13 protein-coding genes are annotated in these 14,208 nt (G+C 62.3%); 3 read left to right on the plus strand and 10 right to left on the minus strand.

Going from position 1 to position 14,208, the window contains the following annotated elements; translation table 11 throughout:
• Nucleotides 1-5: 5 nt before the first annotated feature.
• The 3 genes from ctaD to QTJ18_RS18915 are packed head-to-tail and all read right to left on the minus strand — an operon-like array spanning nt 6 to nt 3,912.
• On the minus strand, nt 6-2,522 hold the full coding sequence (gene ctaD, locus QTJ18_RS18905) for a cytochrome c oxidase subunit I (RefSeq protein WP_252752500.1): 2,517 nt from the start codon (nt 2,520-2,522) through the stop codon (nt 6-8).
• On the minus strand, nt 2,519-3,637 hold the full coding sequence (gene coxB, locus QTJ18_RS18910) for a cytochrome c oxidase subunit II (protein ID WP_252752499.1): 1,119 nt from the start codon (nt 3,635-3,637) through the stop codon (nt 2,519-2,521). The genes ctaD and coxB overlap by 4 nt, the downstream gene beginning before the upstream one ends.
• Nucleotides 3,619-3,912 carry a hypothetical protein gene (locus tag QTJ18_RS18915; protein WP_252752498.1) on the minus strand — a complete coding sequence of 98 codons (294 nt, stop codon included), beginning with the start codon at nt 3,910-3,912 and terminating at the stop codon, nt 3,619-3,621. The genes coxB and QTJ18_RS18915 overlap by 19 nt, the downstream gene beginning before the upstream one ends.
• Before the next feature lie 48 nt (nt 3,913-3,960).
• Between QTJ18_RS18915 and QTJ18_RS18920 the strand changes: the two genes are divergently transcribed.
• Nucleotides 3,961-4,158 (plus strand): hypothetical protein, encoded by a 198-nt coding sequence (locus QTJ18_RS18920; RefSeq protein WP_252752497.1) that lies wholly within the window; start codon nt 3,961-3,963, stop codon nt 4,156-4,158.
• Between the two features lie 29 nt (nt 4,159-4,187).
• The gene (locus tag QTJ18_RS18925; RefSeq protein ID WP_252752496.1) at nt 4,188-4,748 is read left to right on the plus strand and encodes a type 1 glutamine amidotransferase domain-containing protein; all 561 of its coding nucleotides are present in this window, start codon (nt 4,188-4,190) and stop codon (nt 4,746-4,748) included.
• Nucleotides 4,749-4,937: 189 nt separating this feature from the next.
• Here the strand turns inward: QTJ18_RS18925 and QTJ18_RS18930 are convergent, their stop codons facing one another.
• The 7 genes from QTJ18_RS18930 to QTJ18_RS18960 form a co-directional block, all read right to left on the minus strand.
• The gene (locus QTJ18_RS18930) at nt 4,938-5,987 is read right to left on the minus strand and encodes a DNA topoisomerase IB (protein ID WP_252752495.1); all 1,050 of its coding nucleotides are present in this window, start codon (nt 5,985-5,987) and stop codon (nt 4,938-4,940) included.
• Between the two features lie 118 nt (nt 5,988-6,105).
• Nucleotides 6,106-7,794, minus strand: coding sequence for a sensor histidine kinase (locus QTJ18_RS18935; RefSeq protein WP_489667198.1), 1,689 nt, complete (start codon nt 7,792-7,794; stop codon nt 6,106-6,108).
• 151 nt (nt 7,795-7,945) lie between these two features.
• Nucleotides 7,946-8,182, minus strand: coding sequence for a hypothetical protein (locus tag QTJ18_RS18940; RefSeq protein WP_252752919.1), 237 nt, complete (start codon nt 8,180-8,182; stop codon nt 7,946-7,948).
• A gap of 274 nt (nt 8,183-8,456) precedes the next feature.
• The gene (locus QTJ18_RS18945) at nt 8,457-9,563 is read right to left on the minus strand and encodes an ABC transporter ATP-binding protein (protein WP_252752494.1); all 1,107 of its coding nucleotides are present in this window, start codon (nt 9,561-9,563) and stop codon (nt 8,457-8,459) included.
• A 5-nt stretch (nt 9,564-9,568) separates the two neighbouring features.
• Nucleotides 9,569-10,450, minus strand: coding sequence for a carbohydrate ABC transporter permease (locus QTJ18_RS18950; protein WP_252752493.1), 882 nt, complete (start codon nt 10,448-10,450; stop codon nt 9,569-9,571).
• A complete protein-coding gene (locus tag QTJ18_RS18955) occupies nt 10,450-11,373 on the minus strand; it encodes a carbohydrate ABC transporter permease (RefSeq protein ID WP_252752874.1) in 924 nt (307 codons plus the stop codon). Before QTJ18_RS18955 ends, QTJ18_RS18950 begins: the two co-directional genes overlap by 1 nt.
• A gap of 122 nt (nt 11,374-11,495) precedes the next feature.
• Nucleotides 11,496-12,752: an ABC transporter substrate-binding protein gene (locus tag QTJ18_RS18960; RefSeq protein WP_252752492.1), complete on the minus strand. Its 1,257-nt coding sequence runs from the start codon at nt 12,750-12,752 to the stop codon at nt 11,496-11,498.
• A 238-nt stretch (nt 12,753-12,990) separates the two neighbouring features.
• On the opposite strand from QTJ18_RS18960, the gene QTJ18_RS18965 reads away from it, so the two are divergent.
• Entirely contained in the window at nt 12,991-14,061 is a 1,071-nt protein-coding gene (locus QTJ18_RS18965; RefSeq protein ID WP_252752491.1) for a LacI family transcriptional regulator, read from the plus strand.
• The last annotated feature ends 147 nt before the right edge of the window (nt 14,062-14,208 follow it).

Here is a 14,208-nt window from a genome sequence, read left to right on the forward strand (position 1 = left end):
CCATGTCACCTCAAGCTGGGAAACAGGCCGATAATGGCGAAGGTCGCCACCGCCGTGACGGCCATGAAGTGAAAATAGAGCACGACATTGTGCAGGTCCTGGTCATAGGTGGCGGTCAGGCGGCCGGCATAGCTGCGCGCCAGGCAATAGAGCTGCATGATCACCCCCACCGCCGCGTGGACGGAGGTCCAGATCACCAGAACCCAGACAATGGCCGGATAGACGTGAAGCGTCGGCTGCATCTCATGGACATAAGGACCCATCAGCCCGCATGCCGTGCCTGCCGCCGTTGCGACGAAGGAGAGGGCGATCAATAAGCGCGTCAGTCCCGGCCGGTCCCTGTCATTGGTGGTCCGCGAGGCGAGCATCAGCGCCCAGGCCACCGCAAACAGGAAAAGCGCCAGCATCGGCCAGAAGAGACCCGGACCGGCAAGGCCGGCGGTGAAATCCTCGTGGATCGTCCAGTAGAAGAAATAGCCGAAGGCGAGGCTGGCAAAGGCCGTTCCATCACCCACCATGGTGATGAACATGGCCCACCAGCCGACCGAGGCGGGACCGGAGACATAGAGGGGAAATTTCTGGCCGAGGCCAGCATCGCGCAGTTCGGTCTCGGGAATGGCCGCCGTTCCCGTCCACAGCCAGTAGAGAATGGCCAGCAGCGTGCCGATGGCGCAGAGAATGGTGACCCACCACCATTCATAGGTGAGCGCGATGAACACGCCACCCAGCATCACGGCGGCGATCATGGTGACATGGGAGGTGCCGCCGACACGCAGCACCTGCAGCGGCTTGCCGTCCAGCACCGAGGTGACGAGGGTCTCGCGGTGGCCGGTCTCGGCATCGGGAAGGTAGTAACGGCCGTCCTCGATATTCTTGCGCAGGTCCGGCTGGTCCCAGACCGGATAGCGGCTGGTGATGATCGGAACCGATCGAAGGCCCCAGTTCTCCTCCGGCTGGTTCAGCCATTCCAGCGTGCCGGCCTGCCAGGGATTGGCCGGCGCCTGCGGCCGCTTCGGGCGCAGGACATCCACCACAACCAGGGCGAAACCGGCGGCGAAGATGAAGGCGCCGATCGTCGAGACGAGGTTCAGCCAGTCCCATCCCATATCCGCCGGATAGGTGAAGACACGCCGCGGCATGCCGCGCAGGCCGGCAAAATGCATGGGGAAGAAGCCGACATTGAAGCCGACGAACATCAGCCAGAAGGCGATCTTGCCCAGCCGGTCCGACAGCATCTTTCCGGAGAAGAAGGGAAAATAATAGTAGATGCCCGCCACGACGGGAAACAGCATGCCGCCGATCAGCACGTAATGCAGATGCGCCACGACGAAATAGGTGTCATGAGCCTGCCAGTCGAAGGGGACCAGCGCGACCATGACCCCGGTCAGCCCGCCGATGATGAAGATCGCCAGGCCGCCGGCGCCGAACAGCATCGGGACCGAAAAGACGACGCGCCCCGCCAGCATGGTGGCGATGAAGACGAAGATCTGCACGCCGGTCGGTATGACAACCGCTTCCGAGGCGGCGGAGAAGAAGGCCAGCGAAATCTGCGGCAGGCCCGTTGCGAACATATGGTGGACCCAGAGCCCGAAGCTCAGAAACCCGGTCCCAACCGCCGCCAGCACGATCCAGGAATAGCCGACGATGGGGCGCCGGGAAAAGGTGGGAACGATCATCGCCATCAGCGCGATCGCCGGCAGGAAGATGATGTAGACCTCCGGATGGCCGAAGATCCAGAAAAGGTGCTGCCACAGAAGGGCATCGCCGCCACGCGCGGAATCGAAGAAGGGCCAGTCGAACATGCGCTGCATTTCGAACAGCAGATCGCCCGCAATCAGCGGCGGGAAGGCAAAGAGGATCATGCCGGCCACCACCAGCAGATACCAGGCGAAAAGCGGCATCATGTTGATGCGCATGCCCGGCGCGCGGCATTTCATGATGCCGACGATCAGTTCGACTGCCGCGGCGATCGACGCCACTTCGATGAAGGAGAGGCCGAGCAGCCAGATATCCGCGCCGATGCCGATCTGCTCCTTGTCCGTTGCCAGAGGCGGATACATGAACCATCCGCCATTCGGCGCGGCATTGAAGAAGATCGAGCCGCAGACGAAGACGCCACCGATCAGGAAGCTCCAGAAGCCGAAGGCCGACAGCCGCGGAAACGGCAATTCGCGCGAGCCGAGCATGGAGGGAAGAATGAAGATCGCGACGGCCTCGAAAATCGGCACGGCAAACAGGAACATCATCACCGTGCCGTGCAGGGTGAAGGCCTGGTTGTAGAATTCCGCGGACAGAAGATCATTGTTGGGAACGGCCAGCTGCAGGCGGACGAGCAGCGCCAGGAGGCCGGCAAACAGCATGAAGGCGAAGGCTGTGCAGCCATACCAGAGGCCGATCTCGCTATTGTTGACGGAGGTCCAGTAACGCCATCCGGAGGGCGTGCGCCATACGTCGCGCAGGCGGCGTTCCTGCGCCGCGCGCTCTTCCTCAGGCAGGAGCGGGCCGAGCTCGGTCTCGGTCATTGCAGTCCTTTCAGATATTGGGCGATGGCCTCCACCTCGGTCTGCGGCAGCATGGCAAAATCGGGCATGCGGGCGCCGGGCTTGACGCCTTCAGGATATTGGATGAAGCGGCGGATATTTTCGGCCGTGTTGGGCAGCGTCCCCGCCGCGACAGTAGGCCTCGTGCCGAAGGCGGTAAGATTGGGGCCGAGCGCGCCCTCTGCCGGCGTCCCGGCAATGGCGTGACAGGAGGAACAGCCGTGGCGCAGGAACAGGCGAAGACCGGGATGCATGTCTGCGACATCGGCGGAAACATCGGCCGGCTCGCTGCCGGCGGTCACGGTGGTCGTCGTTTCGCCCGGGGCGCTGCCGGGCGCTGCGGCTGCGGCAGGAGCGGCGGCCAGCCAGGCATCGAAGGCAGCCGGCTCCAGAACCTCCACCGTGAAGGCCATCAGCGTATGGGCGGTCCCGCAGAATTCGGCGCAGACGCCGCGATAGGTGCCGGTCTTGGTGGCCTGCAGCTGCAGCTCGTTGACCCGGCCCGGAATGGCATCCATCTTGCCGCCGATCGAGGGGATCCAGAAGGAATGAATCACATCCTTGGCCTTCAGGAGAAACAGAACCCGCTCTCCCACCGGAAGCGTCACATGGTTGGCCGTCTCGCGTGTTACCGCACCGCTGGCGTCGAGGTAGCGGACACGCCACCAGAACTGCTCGGCCGTGATTTCGATGCGCCGCAGGCCCTCCCCCTCCCCGCCGAACCAGGGACGCATGGCGGGCATCAGCCAGACGGCGTAGCTTAACAGCGCGGTGAGGACCACGACCGGAAAGACGGCGCCGCCATACAGGATGATCCGTCCGGCACTTGCCTCCTTGAGCGGGGTTTTCTGGAACCGGCTGGCAAACACGACGAGGCCGACAACGAGAAGCCAGATCACGCCGCCGCCGACCACCATGACCCAGAACAGCTGCGCCACGGCTTCCGCTTCGAGACCGGCCGGATCGAGCGCCGACTGGACGCCGCTGCAGGCCGTGAGGACAGGCAAGAAGACCAGCGGGAAGAGCAGCTTTGCACCCTTTGGTGAAGCCGGTGATCGGTTTGGCCGGTGGTTGCCGGTCAAGCGGTCATCTTGCATTCTTGCCCCTGCGGTTTTCGTGCCACGTTTTCGTGATCGCCGGGCATCAGATTGAAGTCTTGACCAGTGCCTGGTGCGTCCAGCTCATCCAAATCCTGCAAAAAGACCCTGGTCCTTTCGACCAGACCGCCGCCGAACCCGCTGATTTTGCTCGCAAACGCCCCGAAATCCCGATCAAGCTCCGCCCTGAGCCTGTCGGCATCAAACCCGCTTCTGCCATTTTTGTTCCCGCTGCGGGACGGTTTTTTTGCGAGCGGAACCAAGCGCGGGCTCATGCTGTTACATCACAGGCGTTCCCAGACCGCCGCAAATGGGAGGGAGACATGCGCAGTTTGCTTGCAAGATTGGGAGGGATGTTTGGTCGCCGCGGCGATAGCCCTCCTGCCGAACCATCGCATCCGCAGGATTTGCATGTGGTTGTTCCCGATCACGTGGAACTGCCGCTGCCGCGAGCGCCCCGGGAGGAGATGAGCGTCCCAGCCTCCATCAATGGCCGGGATCTCTCGACCGGTCGTCTCTGACGGCCGCAGACACACAGAAAGGACATATCATGACGGACATCAACTCTGCCCGCATTCTTATTCTTGCCACCGATGGCTATGAACGTTCGGAACTTCGCGTGCCTCTGGAGGAGTTGCGCAAGAAGGGTGCCGACGTCAAGATCGCCTCGCTGAAACCCGGCGAGATCAAGAGCTGGGATGAAAAGGACTGGGGCGACAGCGTCAGCGTCGATCTCACCATTGCCGATGTCAAGCCGGAAGACTTCCACGCCCTGGTGATCCCGGGCGGTCAGATCAACCCGGACGTGCTGCGCGCCGATGAAGGTGCCGTGAATCTCGTCCGCGCCTTCGTCAAGAGCGGCAAGCCCGTCGCCGCCATCTGCCACGGGCCATGGCTTCTCGTCGAAGCCGATGCTCTGAAGGGTCGAAAGGCGACATCCTTCCAATCTATACGCACCGATATGAAGAATGCCGGCGCGCAGTGGGAAGACAAGGAAGTCGTGGTCGATGAGGGCATCATCACCTCCCGCTCGCCGAAGGATCTCCAGGCTTTCGTCGCCAAGATCATCGAGGAAGTGGGCGAAGGCCGCCATGAGCGCCACGCTGCCTGAGCCAGGTAGGCCACAGCGCAGACGGATCGAGGCCGCCCTTAGGGGCGGCCTTTCTCGTTTTGCGGTGACAATGGCGCCAAAGGCGGCAACCAACCGGCAGAGAGGCCGTAAGGGCGGGCCGGTCAAAATTGCGGCGGGGCCCGCCGGAGCGGTTCCTCCCAATCCTCAGGCCGGGGGCCAAGGGCAAGGTTACAGGGCGACGTCCGACAGGAAGGCCAGCATCTTCTGCTCATCCACCTTCAGTCCGGCTTGCCGAACCTCCCCCTCCCCCTGCCTTTCGAAGAGGCGAGCGAGCGGTTCAGGATCCTCGGCAAGCGACAGGATAGCCGGATGAATATAGCTGTTGCGGCACACGGCAGGCGTATTCTGCAGTTCCTGGGAAGCGGCGCCGGTCAGCAGCTTGATGCGGATCTTCTCGCCGGCCCGCAAAGCGCTCGAGGCGGCGCAGAAGGCGGCGAGGCTGCCGCCCCAGGTGCGGAAGGTTTTGGCGGAGATGGCAAGGCCGGAGGCATCGGCGAGATAGGCATTCAGGCGGCCTGAATCCACCGGATGCGGCTGCCCGTCCTCATCGGGAAAGGAAAACAGCCGACGACCGGGCAGGTCGGCGATTTCCTCGAAAATCCGCTGCAGCCGCGGATGGCGGATCGTGTGCTGCACGCGCTTGCCGCCTTTCGCAGAGAATTTCAGGATCACGCCATCATCGGAGAGCGTCATGTGCCGCTTGAGCAGCGTTGTGGCGCCATAGGTGCGGTTTTCGCGGGCATACATTTCGTTGCCCACCCGCAAATGCGTGGCATCCATCAGGGCGACGAGCGCTGCAAGCACGGCTTCCGAACTGTGCAGTCCGGCGGAGAGATCCTTCTGGATCCGCCGGCGGATACGCGGCAGGGCCTGACCGAAGGCGACCAGCTGGTCATATTTCAGCTCGCTGCGGAACGACTGCCATTCGGCGTGATAGCGATATTGCTTGCGGCCGCGCGCATCGAGACCGGTCGCCTGCAAATGCCCGCGCGGATCAAGGCAGATCCAGACATTCTGGTAGGCCGGGGGAAGGCCGAGCGCCGTGATGCGGGCCTTGTCCGGGCCGGTGCAGACCATGCTGCCATCCGGCAGCTTGTAGCAGAACCCCTTGCCGCGCTTCAGGCGCCGGATTCCGGGCTCGCGGTCGCTCACATAGGTGAGCCCGATGGCCGCCAGTTGCGAAAGGTCGGAGGAAGAGCCGGTAACAGAGACATCCATGTGCGCAGAACGCCGAGGCCCGAACATAGTTCCTGGAGCTTCGACCAAGGCGCGGTTTGTTGATGATCGGCGAGGCTCTCGACCTCTGGCGTGCCGGATGGCGCGAGACCGGACGGCGTCAATTCTCGTCCTTCGCATCGGCGGTGGTATTGCGCTCGAACTGGTCTCGCGGTCCGACCAGGGTCCAGACGAAGCCGTCCGGCAGGTAATCCAGCGTGACATGTCCGTTGAAGGCGGCGGCGGCATGCCGCTGGATAATGGTGGTGCCGAAACCGGTCGAACTGGGCGGCGCCACCTCGGGGCCGTCGAACTCCTGCCAGCGCAGACGGATGACCGGCTCCCCACGCTCGCCGGTCTCCTCGGTCCACTGGAAATGAACATGTCCCGCGGGCACGGAAAGCGCGCCGTATTTGATGGAATTGGTGGCCAGTTCATGCAGAACCAGGCCGAGATTCTGCACCGCTTCCGCCCGCAGGGTGAAGTCCGGGCCATCAATGGCCACCCGGTTGCGCGTTTCGGCGAATGTCTCCATGTGCAATGCCACCACACGGGCGATGGGAACGCCTGCCCATTGCTCCTGCGCCAGCATCTCGATGGATTTTCCAAGCCCCTGGAGCCGCTCGCCGATCGCCCGCTGGAATTCCGGCATGCTGGTCTCGCGACGGGCCAGTTGGCGCATCATGGCCTGGATCAGCGTCATGATGTTCTTCGTGCGATGCACCAGCTCATGCATGATGAGGTGAATACGGTCTTCGGCCTCACTGCGATCGAAGGAGGCGTTCGACAGCGCGACCGCGATCTGGTTTGCCTCCTGGATGCGCGTCGTGACCGGCGAAACGATCTCGCCGCGGCCGATCCGATCCGCCATATGGGCGATCTGGCGAATGGGCGAGCGCAGCTGGCGGGCCAGGAGATAGCTCAGCGCCATGCTGCCCGCCAGAATGACAAGGCTGCCGATGACCAGATAGCGCCAGGTTGTGATGATGGTGGTCTGTGCCGCGGCGATCGGGCCCCAGACGACGACCTTCCAGCGCCAGTCAGGCAATTGGGCATAACCATAAAGCAGGCGGGGATTGCCGCCGACATCTTCGATGGAGCCGCTCAGGCCGCTCATCAGGGAGAGCGTATTCTGCGCGATCGGGCTCGCCTCCCCCGGCCAGGCCGTGGTCGAACTCACGACATTGCCCTTGCTGTCCAAAACGGCGGTCGCCCATCCCTTGGGCAGGGCTTCGGTACTGATGACCTTCTGCAGATCTTCGGCATTCTGGGTCAGCACCAGTGCCGCACCGGTGGCTGCAAGCTCGCTGGGAAGCGGCATCAGGAGATTGAAAACCCAGCGGCGGCTGGTCGCGCCGAAGAACACATCCGACACTTCGATGCTGCCGGATTTGAGCACGGAACGAAGCCCTTCCATATTGGACATCTGGTTGAGGGGTTCGCCATACGGCATGCGCGTGTTGAGCTTCTGCGTCCCATCCCTGTCCGTCAGCAGGATGTAGCGGGCCGATCCATGCAGACTGTCCTGCGTGCGCTGGTGAAAGGCCGCGAGCTCGCCGCTGCGAAGTTCGGGCGATGTCGAGATTAAACGCAGAGTTGTGGCTGAATCGCGCAGCTCGCGGTCGATCGTCCTTGCGATCAGCCGTGCATTTTCTTCTGTGGCGCTGTTGAGTGTTTCGCGCTGCTGCGCTTCCAGCCGCAGCATCAGAAACACCGAGAACAGGATGAAGGGCAGAGCGGTGACAGCAGCCAGGGCCATCAGATAGACACCGAGAGGAGCCGTCGGCAAGAGACGCGACAGCTTCATCATCGAGCATATCCTGATGCCGTGCGAACCCGTCGCTGGCTGGCCGCTGCCACCATTTGGTACGTCCCTGTTCCCTTCGTCGACCCCGATTCCGCATTTGTTCTATCTGAGATTGCTGAAATTACCAAGCTCCCAGAGGCCCTTTGCGGACATTCTATTCTTCTTTTGTTCTCCCACCCTGTGGTGGCGCCTTATGCGCCGTCGCATCTTCAGAGCCGGTGATGACCGTGGGCTTGGCAGAGGCCACCCCGCTGGCATCCGGCTTCGCCTGGCTCTTCGCAAACTGCCCTGCGGCATCCTTCTCGACTGCGGACGACTGCGCGCCCTTGCTGTCTTTGCCCGCCCCTCCGGCGCCCTTTGCCGTCGTTTCGTGCTTCGGTTGATCAGTCATCCCTAAAATCCTTCTGAAGTGTGAACAAATCCTTACCGTGGTCAACAGCGGTCAGCGGACGGAGTTCCGTCCAACCGCTTTGGTGCGGTGGCAGACAATGAGGAATTTTCAGGGATAGTTCTGGCCCGTTGGAGCGCGAAATCGCAGCCGGGCAAGAGGATGACCGGGTTTGCAGCGCGTCACTCGCCGGGTGGCGGCCGCGCCCGGTGCGCGACGCGTTCCGCGTGAGCCATGCCCGGTGCAGGCCGGGTTACGACCCGGCCGCTGGGGCGTCCTAGAGACGCTGGGTGGTCTTCGGATCGAAAACCACCGCCTTGTCGAGATTGAGGACGAATTCGAAGGTCTGGCCCAAAGCCAGGGAGACATCCGCGCGAGTACGCGCCGTGAAGGGTTTGCCCTTGACCTGGGCCGTGACGAATGTGTCGGAGCCGGTAGGCTCGACCATGGTCACCTGCGCCGCGATAGAACTTCTCTGCTGCGCCGAGGGATCGGCAAGGCTCGGATCGGTGATGGTTTCCGGCCGAAGGCCAAGAATGATCGCCTGGCCATCCTTTAGCGCCCCCGGCGCCACTGTTGCCGGAACAGGCACGGCAATCTCATCGCCTTCGAACAGCACGATCTTCTGATCGGCGCCCTCCCCGCGCACTTTGCCGTGGAGCATGTTCATCGCCGGCGAGCCCATGAAATCCGCGACGAAGATATTGGCCGGCAGGTTGTAGATCTCGGCGGGCGTGCCGACCTGCTGGACGCTGCCTTCCTTCAGGACGACGATCTTGGTGGCCAGAGTCATGGCCTCGATCTGGTCATGCGTGACGTAGACGATCGTGGCATGGGTGTTCTGATGCAGCGCCTTGATCTCGGCGCGCACTTCCACGCGCAGTTTCGCATCGAGGTTGGACAGCGGCTCATCGAACAGGAAGACGCGCGGCTGGCGCACCAGGGCGCGCCCCATGGCCACGCGCTGACGCTGGCCGCCGGAGAGCTGGCTTGGCCGGCGTTTCAACAAATGCTCGATCTGGAGCGTGCGCGCGGCGACCTGGATCGCCTCCTCGCGCTCGGCTTTCGGCACGCCGCGCATCTCCAGCGCAAAACCGATATTCTCTTCCACCGTCATATTGGGATAGAGCGCATAGGACTGGAAGACCATGGCGATATCGCGCTTGGATGGATGGAGATTGGTCACCACCTCATCATCGATGATGATATCGCCCGATGTCGGCGGCAGCAGGCCGGCAATCGAGTTCAAAAGCGTGGACTTGCCGCAGCCCGACGGGCCGACCAGGACGAGGAAGCCGCCCTTTTCCAGCTCGATATCGATGCCCTTGAGCACCTCGTTCGGGCCGATGGTCTTGCGCAGGTTCTTGATGTGAAGAAAGCTCATGGCACTTATCCCTTGACGGCGCCGGCCATGAGGCCGCGCACGAAATAGCGTCCGGCGACGATGTAGACGAACAGCGTTGGCAGTGCCGCAAAGACGGCGGCGGCCATGTCCACATTGTATTCCTTGACGCCCGTGGAGGAGGAAACGAGGTTGTTCAACGCCACCGTCATCGGCGAGGCGGCACCGGAGGAGAAGGAGACGCCGAACAGGAAATCGTTCCAGATATTGGTGAACTGGTAGATGATCGTGACCACGATGATCGGTCCGGACGTCGGCAGCAGGATGCGCCAGAAGATCCGGAAGAAGCCGGCGCCATCCATCATGGCGGCCTTGATCAGCTCGTCCGGAAAGGCCTCGTAGTAATTGCGGAAGAACAGCGTGGTAAAGCCGAGACCGTAGATGACATGGACGAAGATGAGGCCGCCGGTGGTATTGGCAATGCCCAGGAAGCCGAGGACCCGGGCCATGGGAATGAGGACGGCCTGGAAGGGGATGAAGCAGGCAAACAGCATCATGCCGAAGACGATCTTATGGCCGGGAAAGCGCCACTTCGTCAGCACATAGCCGTTCAGCGCCCCCAGCAGCGTCGAGATGAGCACCGCCGGCACCACCATCTTGATCGAATTCCAGAAATAGCCCTTGATCCCGCCGCAGGTCACGCCGATGCAGGCCTCGCCCCAGGCCTTCACCCAGGCATCCGCCGAAGGCGCCGTGGGCAGCGCCAGCATGTTGCCGCCGCGGATCTCGTCGAGCGATTTCAGCGAGGTCGTCAGCATGACATAGAGCGGCAGGAGATAGACCAGCGCCAGGATCAGCAGGAGCCCGTAGATGACGAAGCGCGCGGTTCTGGCTGAGCCCGCGCTGACGGTTTCGGTTGCGGCGCTCATCAGTGCTTCTCCCGCAGTTCGGAATAGAGATAGGGAACGATGATGGCGGTGATACCCATCAGCATCATCACGGCACTGGCCGAGCCCACCGCCATTTGCGACCGCGTGAAGGTATAGGAATACATGAAGGTGGAAGGCAGTTCTGTGGCATTGCCCGGTCCGCCGCCCGTCAGGGCAATCACCAGGTCATAGGACTTGATCGCCATATGCGCGAGCACGATGAAGGCCGAGAGGAAGACCGGCCGCAGCATGGGAATGATGATGCGCCGGTAGATGGCGGTTGCCGGTGCGCCGTCGATCTGCGCCGCCCGGATGATTTCGCCGTCAATGCCGCGCAAGCCGGCGAGGAACATGGCCATCACAAAGCCGGAGGCCTGCCAGACGCCGGCGATCACCACCGTGTAGATCGCCATGTCCGGATTGACCAGCCAGTCGAAGCGGAAATCCTCGAAACCCCAGCTGCGCACCGTGTTCTCCAGGCCGAGGCCCGGATTGAGGAACCATTTCCACGCCGTGCCGGTCACCACGAAGGACAGGGCCATGGGATAGAGAAAGATCGGCCGCAATACGCCTTCGCCGCGGATGCGCTGGTCGAGCAGGATGGCGAGGCTGAGACCGATGGCGATGCAGATGCCGATATAGAGCGTGCCGAAAATGGCGAGGTTCTTCATCGCCATGTACCAGTTCGGCTGCGACCACAGCCGCGCATAGGCATCAAAGCCCGCCAGCTTGTAGACCGGCAGGATGCGCGATGTCGTGAAGGAGAGATAGACGGTCCAGAGAATGAAGCCGTAGACGAAGATAAGGATGATGGCGAAGGAGGGCGCCAGGACGATCTTCGGCAGGATGTCGCGGGCGCGGTCCGCCAGGCCCTGGCGCGGACGGCTCACCGTGACCGCAGGTATCGGTTCGATATTTGTCATCATGACCTCCGGCCGTCGGCCAGATCCGTGTGCTGGAGAATACGGCCGGTTCGCCTGCCGCTTCATTGGAAAATGGCCGGGACAGGATCCCGGCCACGCGATGGCAATTACCCTGGAAGGGCTTACTTTGCGGCAGCAACCGCTTCCGGCAGGCGCTTCAGAGCGTCGTCGGTCGAGATCTGACCGTTGAGATGCTGCGTCACGACGTCGAAGACGGCTTCCTTGACAGCCGAAGGCTGGGCGTAGCCATGAGCGAGCGAGCCCATCAGCGTGCCTTTCTCGGCAGCTTCGGCAACGTCCTGGATGCCCTTCTTGCCGCAATCGTCGAACTGATCGCCGGGCACGTCCGTACGGGCCGGAACAGAACCCTTGACCGTGTTGAAGGCGATCTGGAAGGCCGGATCCTCGACGGCAGATGCCATCTTCAGCTGCGCGTCGCGCTTGTCGTCACCCACGTCGAACATCACGAACTGGTCGGCGTTGAAAAGCACATTGCCCTGCGTGCCGGGGAAGCGGATGCAGACGAAGTCCTCGCCCGGCTTCTTGTTGGCGCGCAGGAATTCGCCCTTTGCCCAATCGCCCATTTCCTGAGCGCCTGCTTTGCCTTCGATGACGAGGGCGGAGGTCAGGTTCCAGTCGCGGCCGGAGAAGTTGGGATCGAGATAGGTCTTCAGCTTCGACATATTGTCGAAGACCTTGCGCATCGTATCGCCGCTGAGGGCTGCGGTATCGAGTTCAAGCACGGCCTTCTTGTAGAAATCCGCACCGCCGACGGAGAGGACAACGGCCTCCCACAGCGTGCCGTCCTGCCAGGGCTGACCGCCATGTGCCAGCGGAATGATGCCCTGCGACTTGAAGTTGTCGAGCATGGCGACCAGTTCGTCGAAATTGGTCGGAGCCTTGCCGCCGGCCTTGTCGAGCGCGGCCTTGTTGATCCACAGCCAGTTGGTGGAATGGATATTGACCGGCGCCGCGATCCAGTTGCCGTCATACTTGGCAAATTCCTGCAGGGCCACCGGGATGACCTTTTCCCAACCCTGCTTCTCAGCCACGTCGTTGAGATTGCCGACAACACCCATTTCCGCCCAGTCGCGGATGTCGAAGCCGAGCATCTGAACGGCCGTCGGCGGATCGCCGGAGGTGACGCGGGCACGCAGCGCCGTCATGGCCTGGACGCCGGAACCGCCGGCAACCGGCATGTCCTTCCAGGAGACGCCTTCCTTCTGAAGGTTTTCCTTCAGCACGTTCAGCGCGGCGGCTTCGCCGCCTGCCGTCCACCAGTGCAGAACTTCAACATTTTCCTGCGCCTTGGCGGCACCGGCGGCAATGGCAATCATCGCAGCACCGGCTGCGAGCGTCTTGATAGAGCAAATATTCATCGAGAATCTCCCTAAAGCTCCGGGCTCCTCTCCGGATGCTGCGGATTTATAACGATACAAAAGGGCGGAGTGTCAACCCGGGATAGGTGTATTTTCGATAATCACTGCGCCCGTAAAGGCGCTGTCCACGACCATTTTGCCTACCATTTTTAGGGTATGGACTTTTACCCTTCGGGGGAGGATATGATTTGAAACGATTTCAAGACAGGGTTGGGAGCCCCTGTCGGAGGGGAAGAGGATGACGCTCGAGGAGGTTGGCGGCCGCAAGCGCGGCACGGCGCGCGCGCAGAAGGCCGGCGAAGCGGAGACTGTCGCTGCCGATGGCAAGCCGACGCTGCGGACCATTGCCGCGATGGCCGGTCTGGCGGTGACGACCGTTTCGCGGGCGCTGGCAGGCGATCCCCACATCGCCCTTGAGACGCGCGAGCGCGTCCAGACCATTGCCCGCCAGCTCGGCTACATGCCGGACCGCGCGGCGCAGCGTCTTCGGACCGGCCGCACCAATGTCATCAGCCTCATCCTCGATCCGCACGAGGAAATTCTCGGCTATGCCACATCGATGATCAACGGCGTGACGGAGGCGCTGCGCAACACCCAGTACCACCTGGTGATCACGCCGCATTTCTCCGACCGTCCGCAAATCGAGCCGATCACCCATATCGTGCGCAACCGCATGGCCGACGGCGTCATCTTCACCCGCACGGAGCCTTTGGATGAGCGGGTCAAAATGCTGACGGAGAAGGCCTTCCCCTTCGTCTGCCATGGCCGCACCGAACTGGCGACGGCGCATCCCTTCGTTGACTACGACAATTACGCCTTTGCCTACCAGGCCGCCCGACGCCTGACCGATACCGGCTGCCGCAAGCTTTCGATCATCCTGCCGCCCGGTCGCTTCACCTTTGCCCAACATATGCGGCACGGCTTCATGACGGCCATCCGCGAGGAGGGCCTGCCGTTCGAAATTCCGCAATCCGTGACGCTGGACAGCAAGTCCGACGAGATCCGCAACTGCTATTTCGAGCTCTTCGGCCGGCCTGACCGTCCCGACGGCGTCGTCTGCGGCGGGGAAGTGATTGCCATGGCCGTCATGGCGGCAGCCTATGATCATGGTCTTGATCTCGGCCGCGACGTGCATATCGTCACGAAACAGACATCGGGCCTCTTCGACCAGGTCAGGCCGCGCATTCCAACCATTTATGAAGATCTCGCCGAAGCGGGACGCCTGATGGGGGAATTGCTGCTCAGGCAGATCGGCCAGAAGCGGCCGGTGGAAGAGCTTCAGCATTTGCAGACGGTGACCGGCTTCTAGGGTCCAGCAAAAGTGCGTCAGCGGTTTTGCGTCCGGACTGCGTAAAAACCAAAGCGATAGAGCATTTCAGGTGATCCCGTTTTTACCGGAAATACTCTCTAGGGCCAGGATCCGATCGGGTTTGCGCCCTGTTAACCCTGGCGGCAG

This window comes from Rhizobium sp. SSA_523, assembly GCF_030435705.1.
GTDB lineage: Bacteria > Pseudomonadota > Alphaproteobacteria > Rhizobiales > Rhizobiaceae > Neorhizobium.